This is a genomic window from Arthrobacter sulfonylureivorans (assembly GCF_022637435.1).
GTDB lineage: Bacteria > Actinomycetota > Actinomycetes > Actinomycetales > Micrococcaceae > Crystallibacter > Crystallibacter sulfonylureivorans.
Genome location: NZ_CP093326.1, coordinates 1,041,313 through 1,057,866, shown reverse-complemented (window position 1 = coordinate 1,057,866; position 16,554 = coordinate 1,041,313). Strand labels below are relative to the sequence as shown.

The 16,554-nt window shown below is 65.5% G+C and carries 12 protein-coding genes; 2 read left to right on the top strand and 10 right to left on the bottom strand.

Annotated elements, in window-relative coordinates; genetic code table 11:
- Nucleotides 1-77: 77 nt before the first annotated feature.
- Nucleotides 78-3,596, bottom strand: a complete 3,519-nt coding sequence (gene rpoB / locus MNQ99_RS05130) for a DNA-directed RNA polymerase subunit beta (RefSeq protein WP_127511042.1) — start codon at nucleotides 3,594-3,596, stop codon at nucleotides 78-80.
- 538 nt (nucleotides 3,597-4,134) lie between these two features.
- On the opposite strand from rpoB, the gene MNQ99_RS05125 reads away from it, so the two are divergent.
- A complete protein-coding gene (locus tag MNQ99_RS05125; protein WP_241914677.1) occupies nucleotides 4,135-5,337 on the top strand; it encodes an acetyl-CoA C-acetyltransferase in 1,203 nt (400 codons plus the stop codon).
- Between the two features lie 88 nt (nucleotides 5,338-5,425).
- A complete protein-coding gene (locus tag MNQ99_RS05120) occupies nucleotides 5,426-5,923 on the top strand; it encodes an aminoacyl-tRNA deacylase (RefSeq protein WP_241914676.1) in 498 nt (165 codons plus the stop codon).
- A gap of 127 nt (nucleotides 5,924-6,050) precedes the next feature.
- Here the strand turns inward: MNQ99_RS05120 and rplL are convergent, their stop codons facing one another.
- From rplL to MNQ99_RS05080, 9 genes are all read right to left on the bottom strand, one after another.
- Nucleotides 6,051-6,431 carry a 50S ribosomal protein L7/L12 gene (gene rplL / locus MNQ99_RS05115; protein ID WP_127511039.1) on the bottom strand — a complete coding sequence of 127 codons (381 nt, stop codon included), beginning with the start codon at nucleotides 6,429-6,431 and terminating at the stop codon, nucleotides 6,051-6,053.
- A 69-nt stretch (nucleotides 6,432-6,500) separates the two neighbouring features.
- On the bottom strand, nucleotides 6,501-7,085 hold the full coding sequence (gene rplJ / locus MNQ99_RS05110) for a 50S ribosomal protein L10 (protein ID WP_127511038.1): 585 nt from the start codon (nucleotides 7,083-7,085) through the stop codon (nucleotides 6,501-6,503).
- 309 nt (nucleotides 7,086-7,394) lie between these two features.
- Nucleotides 7,395-7,559 (bottom strand): hypothetical protein, encoded by a 165-nt coding sequence (locus tag MNQ99_RS19140; RefSeq protein ID WP_422387497.1) that lies wholly within the window; start codon nucleotides 7,557-7,559, stop codon nucleotides 7,395-7,397.
- Nucleotides 7,480-8,154 (bottom strand): FadR/GntR family transcriptional regulator, encoded by a 675-nt coding sequence (locus tag MNQ99_RS05105; RefSeq protein ID WP_241914675.1) that lies wholly within the window; start codon nucleotides 8,152-8,154, stop codon nucleotides 7,480-7,482. The genes MNQ99_RS19140 and MNQ99_RS05105 overlap by 80 nt, the downstream gene beginning before the upstream one ends.
- 261 nt (nucleotides 8,155-8,415) lie before the next feature.
- On the bottom strand, nucleotides 8,416-9,633 hold the full coding sequence (locus MNQ99_RS05100) for a nitrate/nitrite transporter (RefSeq protein WP_241914674.1): 1,218 nt from the start codon (nucleotides 9,631-9,633) through the stop codon (nucleotides 8,416-8,418).
- 48 nt (nucleotides 9,634-9,681) lie between these two features.
- Nucleotides 9,682-10,434, bottom strand: coding sequence for a respiratory nitrate reductase subunit gamma (gene narI, locus MNQ99_RS05095; RefSeq protein WP_127511035.1), 753 nt, complete (start codon nucleotides 10,432-10,434; stop codon nucleotides 9,682-9,684).
- Nucleotides 10,431-11,057 carry a nitrate reductase molybdenum cofactor assembly chaperone gene (gene narJ, locus MNQ99_RS05090; protein WP_241914673.1) on the bottom strand — a complete coding sequence of 209 codons (627 nt, stop codon included), beginning with the start codon at nucleotides 11,055-11,057 and terminating at the stop codon, nucleotides 10,431-10,433. Before narJ ends, narI begins: the two co-directional genes overlap by 4 nt.
- On the bottom strand, nucleotides 11,054-12,829 hold the full coding sequence (gene narH, locus MNQ99_RS05085) for a nitrate reductase subunit beta (RefSeq protein ID WP_241914672.1): 1,776 nt from the start codon (nucleotides 12,827-12,829) through the stop codon (nucleotides 11,054-11,056). The genes narJ and narH overlap by 4 nt, the downstream gene beginning before the upstream one ends.
- A complete protein-coding gene (locus MNQ99_RS05080) occupies nucleotides 12,829-16,548 on the bottom strand; it encodes a nitrate reductase subunit alpha (RefSeq protein ID WP_241914671.1) in 3,720 nt (1,239 codons plus the stop codon). Before MNQ99_RS05080 ends, narH begins: the two co-directional genes overlap by 1 nt.
- Nucleotides 16,549-16,554 lie beyond the last annotated feature (6 nt).

Sequence of the window (16,554 nt, the reverse complement as noted above, 5' to 3'; positions counted from 1 at the left end):
AGTCTGTCGGGTTACGGAAAGAGGATGAGCGGCTGGCCGGCCGAAGTGCGCAGGGCGCCTTCGGCCGGCCGGCCCGGCTAGACCTCTTCGACGGAACTCGGCTCGGCCCGCGAAAGGTCGATGCCCAGCTCTTCCGCGGCCCGGAAGACTTCTTCATCCGAGTCACGCATTTCGATCGCGGTGCCGTCGGTGGAGAGTACTTCCACGTTCAGGCAGAGCGACTGCATTTCCTTGATCAGCACCTTGAAGGATTCGGGAACGCCCGGCTCCGGGATGTTCTCGCCCTTGACGATCGCCTCGTAGACCTTGACGCGGCCGTGGATGTCGTCGGACTTGATGGTGAGCAGTTCCTGCAGGGTGTACGCGGCACCGTAGGCCTCCAGGGCCCACACTTCCATTTCACCGAAGCGCTGTCCGCCGAACTGCGCCTTACCGCCCAGCGGCTGCTGGGTGATCATCGAGTACGGGCCGGTGGAGCGTGCGTGGATCTTGTCGTCCACCAGGTGGTGCAGCTTCAGGATGTACATGTAGCCCACGGAGATCGGATCCGGGAACGGCTGGCCGGAACGGCCGTCGAACAGACGCGCCTTGCCGGAGGAACCGATCAGGCGTTCGCCGTCGCGGGTCGGGCTGGTCGAATCCAGCAGTCCGGTGATCTCGAACTCGCTGGCACCGTCGAACACCGGTGTGGCCACCGTGGTGGGACCGGTCTGGCGCGGCAGGTTCGGCAGGTTCTTGGCCCAGTCCGGGTTGCCTTCGATGTTCCAGCCCTGCTTGGCGGCCCAGCCGAGGTGGATTTCCAGCACCTGGCCCACGTTCATGCGGCCGGGAACACCCAACGGGTTCAGCACAATGTCAACCGGCGTGCCGTCTTCCAGGAACGGCATGTCCTCGATCGGCAGGATCTTGGAGATGACGCCCTTGTTGCCGTGGCGGCCGGCGAGCTTGTCGCCGTCGGTGATCTTGCGCTTCTGCGCCACGTATACGCGGACCAGCTGGTTCACGCCCGGGGGCAGTTCGTCGTCGTTGTCACGGTCGAAGATGCGCACACCGATCACGGTGCCGGACTCGCCGTGCGGCACCTTCAGGGAGGTGTCGCGCACTTCGCGGGACTTCTCGCCGAAGATCGCGCGCAGCAGGCGCTCTTCCGGGGTCAGCTCGGTCTCGCCCTTCGGGGTCACGCGGCCCACCAGGATGTCGCCGGCGTCGACCTCGGCACCGATGTGGATGATGCCGCGCTCGTCCAGCTGGGAGAGCACTTCCTCGGACACGTTCGGGATGTCGCGGGTGATTTCCTCGGCACCAAGCTTGGTGTCGCGGGCATCAACCTCGTGCTCCTCGATGTGGATGGAGGTCAGCACGTCGTCGGAAACCACACGCTGGGAGAGGATGATCGCATCCTCGTAGTTGTGGCCTTCCCAGGACATGAACGCCACCAGCAGGTTCTTGCCCAGCGCCAGTTCACCCTGATCGGTGGACGGACCGTCGGCGATGATGCTGCGGGCTTCCAGCCGCTGGCCCTCGGAGACGAGGACGCGCTGGTTGTAGGCGTTGCCCTGGTTGGAGCGGGCGAACTTCATGATCGGGTACCGGGTCTCGGTGCCGTCGTCGTTCAGTGCGGTGACCAGGTCGGCGGAGACCTCGGTGACCACGCCCGGCTTGATGGCAACCACTGAGTCGCCGGCATCAACAGCGGCGTAGCGCTCCATGCCGGTGCCCACGATCGGAGCTTCCGAACGCAGCAGCGGCACAGCCTGGCGCTGCATGTTGGCGCCCATCAGTGCGCGGTTCGCGTCGTCGTGCTCGAGGAACGGAATCAGGGCCGTTGCGACCGACACCATCTGGCGCGGGGAAACGTCCATGTAGTCGACTTCGTCGCCCGGCACCAAAACCGGCTCGCCGCCGCCGCCGCGCTCGCGGCAGAGGACCAGGTCCTCTTCGAAGTGCAGGTCCTCGCTGAGCGGGGCGTTCGCCTGGGCGATCACGCACTCAATCTCGTCGTCCGCGGTCAGGTAGTCCACCTGGTCGGTGACCTGCCCGTTGACGACCTTGCGGTACGGAGTCTCGATGAAACCGAACGCGTTGATGCGGCCGTAGGAAGCCAGCGAGCCGATCAGACCGATGTTCGGGCCTTCAGGCGTCTCGATCGGGCACATGCGTCCGTAGTGCGAGGGGTGCACGTCACGGACTTCCATGCCGGCACGGTCGCGGGACAGACCGCCCGGGCCCAGCGCGGACAGGCGGCGCTTGTGCGTCAGGCCGGCCAGCGGGTTGTTCTGGTCCATGAACTGGGAGAGCTGCGACGTACCGAAGAACTCCTTGATCGCAGCCACCACGGGGCGGATGTTGATCAGGGTCTGCGGGGTGATGGCCTCCACGTCCTGGGTGGTCATGCGTTCGCGGACCACGCGCTCCATGCGGGAGAGGCCGGTGCGGACCTGGTTCTCGATCAGTTCGCCGACCGCGCGGATGCGGCGGTTGCCGAAGTGGTCGATGTCGTCGACCTCGACGCGGAGGTCGTGGTCGGCGCCGTCGCGCTTGCCCGGGATGGTGGCTTCGCCGGCGTGCAGGGCCACCAGGAACTTGATCATGGCGACGATGTCGTCATTGTTCAGGACCGAGGCGTCCGGATCGTTCAGCGGCTTGTCGATGCCCAGCTTGCGGTTGATCTTGTAGCGGCCAACCTTGGCCAGATCGTAGCGCTTCGGGTTGAAGTAGAGGTTGTCCAGCAGGGACTGGGCGGCCTCGACCGTGGGCGGCTCGCCCGGACGCAGCTTGCGGTAAATGTCCAGGAGGGCTTCCTCCTGGGTCTGGGTGGCGTCCTTCTCCAGCGTGGCGCGGATCGAGTCGTACTCGCCGAAGTTCTCGAGGATCTGGCCCTCGGTCCAACCCAGTGCCTTCAGCAGCACGGTCACGGACTGCTTGCGCTTGCGGTCGAGGCGTACGCCGACCTGGTCGCGCTTGTCGATTTCCAGCTCGAACCAGGCGCCACGGGACGGGATGATCTTCGCGGTGAAGATGTCCTTGTCGCTGGTCTTGTCGGCGGTCTTCTCGAAGTAGGCGCCCGGCGAGCGGACCAGCTGGGAGACGACAACGCGCTCGGTGCCGTTGATGACGAAGGTGCCCTTGTCGGTCATCAGCGGGAAGTCGCCCATGAACACGGTCTGCTGCTTGATCTCGCCCGTGTTGTTGTTCATGAACTCGGCCTTGACGTACAGCGGCGCGGAGTACGTGGCGTCGCGGTCCTTGCACTCGGCCATGGTGTACTTCGGATCGGCAAACTCCGGCTCGGAGAAGCTCAGGGACATGGTGCCCTGGAAGTCCTCGATCGGGGAGATCTCTTCGAAGATGTCAGCGAGGCCGGAGGTGGTGGCCAGGCCTTGGCGGCCTTCTTCCTGGGCCTTGGCTACGCGCGCCTTCCAGCGCTCGTTGCCGACCAGCCAGTCGAAGCTGTCGGTCTGAAGGGCGAGCAGATTGGGAACGTCAAGAGGTTCGTGAATCTTGGCGAATGAGAGCCGCCGGGTTGCGCCGTCGTTCGACGAGGCGTCCAGCAGGCTGTTAGCGGTATCGGTATTAGAGGTGCTCGAGGCGACCAAGAGGGATCCTTCCACAGACCTTCAGGCTTGTCCTGCGCTTCCGCACTGCCGGCACCCCTGGTGAGGTCCGGACACAACCTGGATCCGCTATATGATCCTTGCCCGCCGCACGATCTGCAGTTAAATACAGATAGGGCGTGGCGAAGCCCACCGCTATATGAAGGCCAAAGGTTTTGAGGGAAGACGCAAATACTAAGTGTACGGGACCGCGTCGCGGATTGTCCAGCATGGAGGGCAGGACCAGTTACCCGCTCCCCCGTCATCGGGATCGGAGCGGCACGCGTCATGCGAAACGCCGCACGGGGCGTACTGCAAACCGCAGCTTGCCGCGGTGCAAACGCAGTGCGAAAGGCGTCTTCGCGGTTGTCTTCCCCGGGACAACGCCACCAGCATATACCCCGTTGCCAACATTTCCGGCTCTGCGCTTCTGGCGAGTTCCGCTGCACGGGTAATCTGTGAAGCAGATCATACCCATCGCAGCAGCCGCCGGCCGCAGTTTCATGCCCCGGCCGGCGGCGCAGAAAGAGTCAGGTACACCATGGCCCAGAACACCAGCAGTCGCGACGACGTCGTCATCCTGGCCGGCGCGCGCACACCCAACGGGCGGCTGAACGGCCAACTCGCGGCCTTCACCGCCGTCGAGCTCGGGGGCAAGGCCATCGCTGCCGCGCTGGAGCGCGGCGGCGTCGCCGCGGAACAGGTGGACGCGGTCATCATGGGGCACGTCATCCAGGCCGGAGCCGGCCAGAACCCTGCCCGCCAGGCTTCCATCGCCGCTGGATTGGGCTGGAACGTTCCCACCGTGACGATCAACAAGGTGTGCCTCTCCGGGCTCGCGGCTATTAGCGACGCCGCCCGGCTGATCCGCTCCGGCGAGGCGCACGTGGTGGTGGCCGGCGGGCAGGAGTCGATGACCAACGGCCCGCATCTGCTCCCGGGGTCCCGCCAGGGCTGGACGTACGGCAGCATGACCGCCCTCGATGCCACCGCTCACGACGGCCTCACCGATGCCTTCGATCACGAGTCCATGGGTGTCTCCACGGAGCGGCGGAACAGCGAGCTGGGCATCGGTCGCGAAGCGCAGGACGAAGTGGCTGCTGCGTCCCACCAGCGGGCCGCGGCCGCAGCGGAGAGCGGCGTCTTCGACGACGAGATCGTCGCGGTCAAAGTGCCGCAGCGCAAGGGCTCCGACCTGGTGGTGGACCGCGACGAGGGCGTCCGTCCACAAACCACGGTGGAAAGCCTGGCGCCGTTGCGCCCCGCTTTTGCCAAGGACGGCACCATCACGGCCGGGAACTCGTCCCCGCTTTCCGACGGCGCCGCTGCCGTTGTGGTGGCTAGCCGGGGTTTCGCCGAGGACAACGGGCTGGACTGGCTGGCCGTCGTCGGCCGGTCCGGTCAGGTTGCCGGACCGGACACCTCGTTGCAGTCCCAGCCCTCCAACGCCATCTCGCAGGCCCTCCAGCGGGCCGGCTGGAGCACCACAGAGTTGGACTTCATCGAAATCAACGAAGCCTTCGGCGCCGTGGCCGTGCAGTCGCTTCAGGACCTGGACTACCCGCTGGAGAAGTGCAACATCCACGGCGGCGCCATCGCCCTGGGCCATCCGATCGGCGCTTCCGGTGCCCGGCTGGCACTGACGGCCGCCCTTGAGCTGCGCCGGCGCGGGAGCGGCAAGGCTGCAGTCTCCCTGTGCGGCGGCGGCGGCCAGGGCGAGGCGCTGCTTCTGTACCGCGACTAGGAACGCGGGCCGCTTTTTCGGGCGGTCGGGGGCAATGCCGGCCGGGCGGGGAGGGAATACCGGCCGCGCGCCGGGACTTGAACCGGACATGAGCAATGAATCCGGTGCCCCTGTCCTGCCTGCCGGCCTGCAACGTTTTCTGGCCGGCGCCGAAGAGCACTCGCTTCCGGTGGAAGTGGCCGAGCGCTCCGGCGCCCGGAGCCTGGCCGAGGCGGCGGAGCTGCTGGGCATCGCCGAAGCCGACATCGTCAAGACCCTGGTGGTCAAGCACAAGGACGGCTCTTTCTTGTTCGCCCTGATCCCCGGGGACCGGCAGATCTCCTGGCCCAAGCTCCGGTCGCTGCTGGGCGTCAACAAGCTCTCGTTGCCGCACGCCGACGTTGCCTTCGAGGCAACAGGCTACCGGCGCGGCACCATCACCCCGCTGGGCAGCAGCACGGCTTGGCCCGTGTTCGCCGACCAGTCAATCCGCGGCCGGCGGATTTCACTGGGCGCCGGCGAGCACGGCTACTCTGCCTTTGTCGACGCCGATGCGCTCACCTTGGCGCTTGGCGCCACCGTCGCGGATATCTCCGACCCGGCCTGAAACATCTCGCAGTCACCGCCGTCGGTGAGGAACTACGCTGACCACGGCACCGCCGTCGTCCTTTCCTTAATACACAAAGCCCCGCCGCCCAGTGAGGGCAGCGGGGCTTTGAAGAAGCTGAAGAAGCTTACTTGAGGGTGACGGTAGCGCCGGCAGCCTCGAGAACTTCCTTGGCCTTCTCGGCAGCTTCCTTGGTGGCGCCTTCGAGGACGGCCTTCGGAGCGCTGTCAACCAGGTCCTTGGCTTCCTTGAGGCCCAGGGAGGTCAGGCCGCGGACTTCCTTGATCACTGCGATCTTCTTCTCGCCTGCAGCTTCGAGAACGACGTCGAATTCGGTCTGCTCTTCAGCAGCGGCTTCGCCAGCGCCGCCACCGGCGGGGCCTGCAACAGCAACAGCAGCAGCGGTGACCTCGAAGGTCTCCTCGAACAGCTTGACGAACTCGGAGAGCTCGATGATGGTCAGTTCCTTGAAAGCTTCAATGAGCTCTTCGTTGGTGAGCTTCGCCATGGTTGGCGTCCTTCCTGATAAGTGATGCGGCTGGTGTGTCCGCACCAAGAGTTGGGTTGGTGAAGAGTCTTACTGCTCTTCGGCAGCAGCCTCGGCCGGGGCCTCGGTTGCTTCGGCAGCGGGAGCTTCGGCTTCGGCAGCTTCTGCCGGAGCCTCGGCAGCGGCGCCACCGTTCTCCTCCTGCTTGATGCGCAGCGCATCGAGGGTGCGGGCCAGTGCGGACATCGGAGCCTTGAGGACTCCGGCGACGCGGGCCAGCTGGTGCTCGCGGGATTCGAGAGCGGCCAGTGCAGCAACAGCGGATGCGTCCAGGGCCTTGCCCTCGAAGAAACCGGTCTTGATGACGAGCTGCGGGTTGGACTTTGCGAAATCCGTCAGGGACTTGGCGGCTGCAACGGCGTCACCCTTGATGAAGGCAATAGCAGTGGGTCCGGCAAGCTGGCCTTCGAACGCGTCGATGCCGGCTTCCTTGGCTGCAATGCCAGTCAGGGTGTTCTTTACGACCGAGAACTTGGTGTCCTGGCCCAGAGAAACACGCAGCTCCTTGAGCTGTGCAACGGTAAGCCCGCGGTATTCGGTTAGGACTGCAGCGCTGGATTCCTTGAAATCGGTGGTGATTTCTTCAACGGCTGCCACCTTGTTTGGCGTTGCCATAACCCTCCTTCCGGGGAATAGTGCCGGTGGTTCGGGTCGCGTGCATAAAAAACGCCCCATGCAGATGCACGGGGCTTCGGTCCCTCACCGGCAGTCCGGTTGCGGGGCAATGCTTCGTTCACCTGCGCAGGCCGTCCCGAGCACGGGACTTTCGGTTGAAAACGTGGAGGATTTCAACGACCGACGGTCTTTGGTTCTTCAAGGGTACGGGACGCTGCAGCCGGACTCCAAATCGGCGCGGCACGCCGCCGTTTGAACGGCCGGCAGGATGGCCTGCTGCACGTTCTGCTCCGCGTCCCTGGCGAGCGTTCACACGACGGCGGTCTGCTGCCCTTCGGCGGCCTGCTGTCCCCCGGCGGATGTTTCCGGTTGGCCGGCCGCACCGCCGTCGAGGTCATCCTGGATCTGGCCCACATGGTCCTCCATGGCCTGGCGTGCACCTTGCTGGTCTCCGCTTTCGACGGCGGCGAGCACCTTGCGGTGCATGGCCAGCGTGCGGGCGCGCACAGTCGATACGACAAAGGCCCTCGCGCCGTGCGTCGGCCAGCACCCGGCCCATCGGCACGAAGACGGCAGCGAAGAGCGTGTTGCCGGACATTTTGAGGATCATTGTGTGGAACAAGCGGTCGGCTTCGACGAAGGCATCCGCATCGCCCGCCGCGTCGGCTGCCGCCATCGAATCGAGTTCCCCGCGCAGAAGCTCCAGGTCCGTGTCAGTGCGGCGCGCCGCGGCCAGCGCCGCGGCACCGGACTCGACCAAGCGCCGCACCTCCAGCAATTGCCTGGACGCAATGGAATTGCCGGTGCTGTGCGCGGCTGCCCGGACGATCGCCTCGACGGAGGTCCACTGGTCCGGCGGGGTGATGAAGGTGCCGCGGCCCCGCTGCACGCTGATCACATTGATTGTCCGCAGCATCGTGAGGGCTTCCCGGACGGTGAGCCGGCTGACCTGATATTCGGCGGCGATATCGGCTTCGGCCGGCAGTGCGTCTCCAGGAGCCAACCGGCCGGCGACAATGTCCTCCAGCAACTTCTCCGCCACTACGTCCACCAGTGTCCTGTGTTCCATGCGCCCGCTCCTGTCACTCCCGGCGCGGATGCCGGTGCGCAATGATCTTAACCGCGTGCTGACGTTACTGAGGGGTAGCATTACGGCCGCGCGCCACAGGGGCATTTTGACGTCACAGAGGGCCGGATTCCGTTCCGGGCGAGGCGACCGTTTCAGGCGAAAAGAGCGTTCCGGGCGGAGAAACCGCTCCAGGCGGAGCCACCGTTCCGGGCGAAAGGGCCCTCCCGGGCGGGGAGTCCGCTCCCTCGGTTCGCCGAGGTTTTAGCCGGTTCCTGACCCGGCGGTTTCCTCCGCGGGCTTGCGGCGGCCCTTCATGAACGAGGTGGTGTAGGCGAAGGCGACCAGCGCCGTGGCAGCCAACAGCAGGAGTCCGATGGCATAGCTCTTGTCTTCGGCATTGTAGGTAGCGCCCATGACCAGCGGCGGGAAATAGCCGCCAAGCCCACCCGCCGCACTGACGATTCCGGTCACCGACCCGACCCGCTCGGGCGGCGCACTGATCCCCACCCAGGCGAACACACCGCCGGTACCCAAGCCGAGTGCCGCAGCCATACCCAGGAAGGTCAGTCCGGCGGGGATTTCAGCCCCCGGCCTCATGTTGACCACAAAGGCGAGGATGACTACGGCGGCCAGCGAGAAGAGCACCACCGGCTTGGGGCCGATCTTGTCCGCAAGGATGCCCCCAACCGGCCTGAGCAGCACTGCTGCCAGGGCGAAACCGGCGGTACGGGTGCCGGCCCCGGTGGGATCCATTTCGTATACATCCTTCAGGTAGGTGGGCAGGTAGTTGCTGAAGGAGACGAATCCGCCGAACACTATGGCGTAAAGGAAGCACATTTCCCAGGTGGTCCGCAATTTGGCCGCAGCCTTCAACTTGGGGACTACCGGGTTGCGGTTGGCTTCCCAGCTGGGAGCTTCCTCCATGGTGAACCAGATGACGGCTGCCACCGCAACCAGCAGGGCGGCCACCAACAGATGGGTGGGGAAATAGCCAATCCAAGACACCAGCCGCGGCGTGAGGAAAGCGGACAGTGCGGTGCCGCCCATGCCGGCGCCGAAAACGCCGGTGGCGAAACCGCGGCGCGACTTCGGATACCACGGGCTCACGAACGGGATGCCGACAGCAAACACCGTGCCGGCCACCCCGAGGAAGAAGGCAAAAAATACCAGAAGCCCATAGGACTGCAAGGAACCGGCCAGCGCCACCAGAAGCACGGACGGAACCGTGCAGATCAGCACCGCGGTGAACATGATCCTGCCGCCGAAGCGGTCGGTGAGGGACCCGACGACGATCCTGCCCAGTGATCCGACAAAGACCGGCATGGCCACCACGATTGATGTCTGCGACGTGGACAGGTCCATCTGTTGGGTATAGGCCGTGCTCAGCGGCGCGATGATGGTCCACGCCCAGAACGCCGTCACCGAAGCCGCCGTGGCCAGCACCAGGTTCTTGGTTGCGCCCTTGTTCTCTGTCTCCACGTTGTCCCTTCCGTAGTGCCTGCCGGTGCCGTCGCGAACGTGCCGGGATTACCGCCGGTCCCTGTCCCGGGTCCCCACCGGCTGCCATCCCGGCTGGCGGCCGCGGGCGCCGGGAGCGGTGCGGACGTCGCGGCTGCGGTAGACGATGTACGGCCGGAATAGATAGTGGAAGGGGGCCGTGAAGGCGTGCACCAGCCGCGTGAAAGGCCAGAGGGCAAACAACAGCATGCCCACCAGCGTGTGCAGGTGGAAGGAGAACGGGGCAGCTGCCATGGACCCTATGTCCGGCTGGAAGATAAACAGCGAGCGGAACCACGGAGAAACCGTCTCACGGTAGTTATGCCCGTGTCCGCCCAGGAACACACTGGCCAGTGTTGTCCAGAGGCCGAACACGATCGCGGCCACCAGCACCACGTACATCGTCTTGTCGTTCTTGGTAGTGGCCATGAAGACCGGACCGGTGGTCCGGCGTCGGACGATCAGCAGGATGATTCCGCCCAGGGTGCAGATGCCGGCTATGCCGCCGACGAACAGCGCGTTGAAGTGGTAGAAGTCCTGGCTCATGCCGACGGCTTCGGTCCAGCTCTTCGGGATGACCAATCCGAAGAAGTGGCCGGCGATGACGGCCAGGATGCCGAAGTGGAACACCGGCGAAGCGATCCGCAGCAGCTTGGACTCGTACAACTGGGAGGACCGCGTGGTCCAGCCGAACTGGTCGTACTTGTAGCGCCAGACGCTGCCGCCCACCAAAATGGCGACCATGACATAGGGCAGCACGCCCCAGAGCACGATGTCGGTCATTGTTGTCCTCCTGCGAGCGGGAGCAGCCGTGGGTCGTAGGGGTCCAGTCCCACGCTCTCGGTGGGCGGTCCGTAGCCGGCCATTTTCATGATCTCCTGGCGGTCCGTGGGCGATTTGCCCGGCAGTGAGTCGCAGACGGACTGCAACACGGCGGCCTGCGGAAGGTTGTCCTCCAGCAAGGCCAGCCGCAGCATTTCCAGGCTGGCCCGGTAGTCGGTCAGCACCTTGCGGCCGGCGTCCAGATCCACGGTGGCAGCGAACTCAAGCACCATCGGCAGGTAGTCGGGCAGTTCGCCGTGCAGGTCCACCAGCATGCCGCTGTCCCGGTACACCTGCTTGAAACCGGCCAGGACCTCGCCGCGGCGCCGCGTGTCGCCGTCGGTCCAGTAGGACAGGTGAAGTGCATGCCGGCGGCTGAGATCGAATTCCTGCACGTAGCGGGCTTGGGACTCCTCCAGTGGGACTGTGGTGAGCTCCTGCAGCACGTCGTTGAAAGGACGGTCCAGTCCGGGAAACTCGGCGAGCGCCCGGCGGATCAGCGGGATCCGGCCCATCAGTTCCTGGTCCGGGTAGGACAGGCACCAGGACGCCGCCAGATAGGTGACCCGGTTTCGCTGCGTCATGGCCGGCTCTCCAACGGGTTGCCGCTTGGTCCGGCCTGGTCGCTCGGCCCACCGGCGTCCGGGCCGGGGCCGGCGGCGCCGCCCTCATGCGCGGGCGAATCCGGCGACATCTGCGGGTTGTCCTGTTCGGGGAACATCCCGCGCGGCACGCCGCGGCCGTCCCAGTTGAGCAGGTTGACCCGGCCGCGCAGTTCCCCGGGTTCAAAATGCCCGCCGGTGGTCTGGCGTTGCTTCAGCGCGTAGAAGTTCTCCACCGCTACCGGAGTTGGCCGTCCGCTGGCTTCGCCGAAGGCATCCGATGCGTACATGCCGGGCCCGTCCTCAAAATCCAGCGAACAGCCCATCTCCTCCAGGTTGTGGGCCTGTTCAACGTGCGCCTTGGGAATGACATAGCGCTCGTTGTACTTCGCAATCGCCATCAGTCGGTACATTTCATACATCCGCTCGCCGTTCATGCCCACCGATACGGGGATCGATTCCGCCGGATCGTTGCCCAGGCTGATGCCGCGCATGTAGGCGCGCATGGCCGCCAGCTTCCGCAGCACGCCGGTCACGATCTCCATGTCGCCGGCTGTGAACAGTTCGGCCAGGTACTCGACCGGAACGCGCAGTGCTTCGATCGCCCCGAACAGGTTGTCCGCGTCCTCGGCGTCGTGGCCCTGGTCGCTGAGCAGGTCCACCACCGGCGAAAGCGGCGGCACGTACCAGACCATCGGCATGGTCCGGTATTCCGGGTGCAGCGGCAGGGCCACCTTGTAGACCTTCGCCAGGTGGTAGACCGGCGAGCGCCGGGCGGCGTCCAGCCAGTCCTCCGGGATGCCTTCGGCGCGGGCGGCGGCGATGACCTCCGGGTCGTTCGGGTCCAGCATCAGGTCCAGCTGGGCCTGGTAGAGGTCCTTCTCATCCGGTACCGACGCCGCTTCGGTGACCTTGTCGGCGTCGTACAGGAAAATCCCGAGGTACCGCAGCCGGCCCACGCACGTCTCGGAGCACACGGTGGGGATGCCCACTTCGATCCGCGGGTAGCAGAACGTGCATTTCTCGGCCTTGCCGGTCTTGTGGTTGAAGTACATCTTCTTGTACGGGCAGCCCGTGACGCACTGGCGCCAGCCGCGGCACCGGTCCTGGTCCACCAGCACGATCCCGTCTTCTTCGCGCTTGTAGATGGCGCCGGACGGGCAGGAAGCCATGCACGAGGGGTTCAGGCAGTGCTCGCAGATCCGCGGGAGGTAGAACATAAAGGTCTGTTCGAACTCGAACTTGATCTTGTCTTCGGATTCCTTGCGGATTTTCTCCACGATCGGGTCCAGGTGGCCCAGCTGCGAGGTCCCGCCCAGGTTGTCGTCCCAGTTCGCGGACCATTCAATCTTGGTGTCCTCGCCGGTGATCAGGGACTTGGGCCGGGCCACCGGGAAGTCGTCGCCGAGCGGCGCTTCGGTCAGCGTCTCGTAGTCGTAGGTCCACGGTTCGTAGTAGTCGTTGAGCTCCGGCTGGACGGGACTGGCGAAGATGCCCAGCAGTTTCTTGACCCGGCCGCCGGCCTTGAGCTTCAGGCGGCCGCGGCGGTTCAGTTCCCAGCCGCCCCGCCATCGTTCCTGGTCCTCATAGCGCCGCGGATAACCCTGGCCCGGCCGGGTCTCCACATTGTTGAACCAGACGTATTCGGTGCCGGCGCGGTTGGTCCATGCCTGTTTGCAGGTGACAGAGCAGGTGTGGCAGCCGATGCACTTATCAAGGTTCATCACCATGCCGACTTGAGCCATGACTTTCATCAGTACGTGACCTCCTGCGAGCGCTTGCGGATTGTGCTGACCATGTCCCGCTGGTTTCCGGTGGGGCCAAGGTAGTTGAAGGCGTAGGCCAACTGGGCGTACCCGCCGATCAGATGCGTGGGCTTGACCAGCAGCCGGGTCACCGAATTGTGGATGCCGCCGCGGCGGCCGGTGGCTTCGGATTTCGGCACGTCGATAATGCGCTCCTGGGCGTGGTGGACGTAGACGACGCCTCCCGGCATCCGGTGGCTGACGATCGCCCGGCAGACAAACACGCCGTTGGCATTGACGCACTCGACCCAGTCGTTGTCCATGACACCGATGGATGCGGCGTCCTCTCGGCTGATCCAGCAGACCGGGCCGCCGCGGGAAAGCGAGAGCATAAACAGGTTGTCCTGGTATTCGGAGTGGATGGACCACTTGTTGTGCGGGGTCAGGTAACGGACGGTGATCTCCTTGGAGCCGTCCCGGCCCAGCTTCGGCTCGCCGAAGAGCCGGTGCATGTCCAGCGGCGGGCGGTAGATGGGCAGCGCCTCGCCGAGGTCGCGCATCCAGTCATGGTCCAGGAAGAAATGCATCCGGCCGGTCAAGGTGTGGAACGGTTTGAGGCGTTCGATGTTGGTGGTGAACGGTGCGTAGCGCCGTCCGCCGGTCTCCGAACCCGACCACTCGGGGGAGGTGATCACCGGCACCGGCGCCGCCTGGGTGTCGGCGAACGTGATGTGCTTTTCTTCCGACCCCAGGGCCAGATCCACCAGGTCCCGGCCGGTCTGTTTCTCCAGCTCCCGGAAGCCGTGCACCGCCAATTCGCCGTTGGTGGTGCCGGAGAAGGTCAGGATCGCTTCGGCCAGCTTGGCGTCAGTCTCGATGGCCGGACGTCCGTCCCCGGCGCCGCCGAGCATCACGCCGTTCTTCTGGGCCAGCCAGTCCAGGGCGTGATCGAGTTTGTAGGTGATGTTCTTGACCGTGAAGCCGAGCTTGTCCGCCAGTGGCCCGACGGCGGCGAGCTTGTCTGCGATGGCCGTGTAGTCGCGCTCGACGACGGTGAAGTTCGGCATGGTCTTGCCCGGCACCGCCGCCGTGCTTCCGTCCCGCCAGTCCCGGACCACGCCGCCGGGCTGGGCGATCTGGCCCTTGGTGTCGTGTTGCAACGGCACGCTGACCAGGTCCTTGCGCACGCCCAGATGCGTCGCGGCTTGGCGCGAAAACTCTTGGGCCAGGAGGTGGAACATCTCGAAGTCCGATTTGGTCTCCCACGGCGGGTCAATGGCCGGCGTGAAGGCGTGCACAAAGGGATGCATGTCCGTGGAGGACAAATCGTGCTTTTCGTACCAGGTGGCTGCCGGGAACACGACGTCGGAGAGCAGGGTGGTGGAGGTCATCCGGAAGTCGGCCGAACACAGCAGATCCAGCTTGCCCTCCGGCGTCTCGTCATGCCATCTCACCTCCTTCGGCCGGGTCATGCCGGCCTCGGCCTCGTTGCCCATCACGTTGTGGTGGGTGCCCAGCAGGTTCTTCAGGAAGTATTCGTTGCCCTTGGCCGAGGAACCCATCAGGTTGGACCGCCACAGCATCAGCGTCCGCGGCCAGTTCTGCGGCGCATCCACATCTTCGACGGCGGGTTTCAGCGCGCCGTCGGCCAGCCGGGAGGCGACGTAACCGGCGGCGTCGTCCGCTTGGCCCGCGGCGACGGCCGCTTCGGCTTCCTCTGCGACCGTCAAAGGGCTCCGGTCAAACTGCGGGTAGAACGGCATCCAGCCAAGCCGCGCGGACTGCGAGATGGTGTCCGCGGTGTGCATGCCGGCCAGGTTCCCCTCGGCCAGCGGCGAACTCAACGATCCGGCGGAGTAGCCGTCATTGCGCCACTGGCCGGTGTGCATGTACCAGTAGGAGGTTCCCGTCATCGTCCGCGGCGGGCGGGACCAGTCCAGCGCGTTGGCCAGCGACACCCAGCCGGTGATGGGCCGGGTTTTTTCCTGGCCCACGTAGTGCGCCCAGCCTCCGCCGTTGCGGCCCATCGATCCCGTCAGCAGCAGCAGCGAGAGAATCGACCGGTAGGTGACGTCACCGTGGAACCACTGGCAGATGCCGGCCCCCATGATAATCATCGACCGGCCCTTGGATTGTTCCCCGTTGCGGGCGAACTCGCGGGCAATCTTGATGCACTTCTTCGCCGGAACCGAGGTGATCGCTTCCTGCCACGCGGGAGTGTAAGGCGTGGATCCGTCGTCGTAATCCCCCGCCCATTCGCCGGGCAGGCCGTCCCTGCCCACGCCGTACTGCGCCAGCATCAGGTCATAGACGGTGGTGACGAGCTTGTCCCCCACCTGCCGGACCGGCACACCGCGGCGCAGCACGGATCCCGAACCGTCCGGGGCCTCGAAGCAGGGCAGCAACACTTCGCGGGCCTCGGTGCCCGGCGCGTACAGGCTCAGCTGCGGACGGACGCCGGCCAGATCCAGGTTCCATTTGCCCGCATCGGTCTTGTTGTAGCGGAAGCCCATGGAGCCGTTCGGCACCACCGGTTCACCGCTGACCTCATCCAGCAGCACGGTCTTCCACTCGGCATCCTCCGCCGCAGAGTGTTCCGGAAGGTCCGCCGCGGTGAGGAACTTCCCGGGCACCAGCGACGAACCGTCCGGCGAGGGCGTCAGCGTGATCAGGAACGGCAGGTCGGTGTACTTCTTGACGTAGTCGGTGAAGAACGGGACCTCGCGCTGCACGAAGAATTCCTTCAGCACCACGTGTCCCATGGCCATGGCCAGTGCTGCGTCGGTGCCAGCCTGCGCGGGCAGCCAGTCGTCGGCGAACTTGGTGTTGTCCGCGTAGTCCGGGCTCACGGTGACCACCTTGGTGCCCCGGTAGCGGACCTCCGCCATCCAGTGCGCGTCCGGCGTGCGGGTCACGGGAACGTTGGAGCCCCACATCATCAGGTAGGTGGAATCCCACCAGTCACCGGATTCGGGCACATCCGTCTGGTCGCCGAAGACCTGCGGGCTGGCCACCGGGAGGTCCGCGTACCAGTCGTAGAAACTGGTCATCACCCCGCCGATCAGCTGGATGAACCGGGTGCCGACGCAATGGCTGACCATGGACATTGCCGGGATCGGCGAGAACCCGGCCACCCGATCCGGGCCGTACGTCTTGATGGTGTGGATGTGCGCCGCGGCCGCGATTTCCACCGCTTCGGCCCAGCTGGTGCGCACCAGTCCGCCCTTGCCGCGGGCCTGCTGGTAGCGGCGCCGGCGCTCCGGGTCGGCCTGAATGTCCGCCCAGGCCAGCACCGGGTCCTTCAGCCGTTCCTTGGCTTCCCGGTACATCTGGACCAGCACACCGCGCACGTACGGGTACCGCACCCGCGTGGGCGAATAGGTGTACCAGGAAAAAGCAGCCCCGCGGGGGCAACCGCGGGGCTCGTATTCGGGACGGTCTGCACCGACCGAGGGGTAGTCGGTCTGCTGCGCCTCCCACGTGATGATGCCGTCCTTGACGTATACCTTCCAGGAGCAGGAGCCGGTGCAGTTCACGCCGTGTGTGGACCTGACCACCTTGTCATGGCTCCAGCGGTCGCGGTAGAAAACGTCGCCCGCGCGGCCGCCTTGGCGGAAGACGGCCCGGCCGTCGTCGGATTCCTCCCAGCGGGTGAAGAATTTGCCCACGGCCAGCATCGCATCGGATGCGCTGCCGTCTGTACCTGGTTTGATCGGTCCGGCTGCCATGCGGCC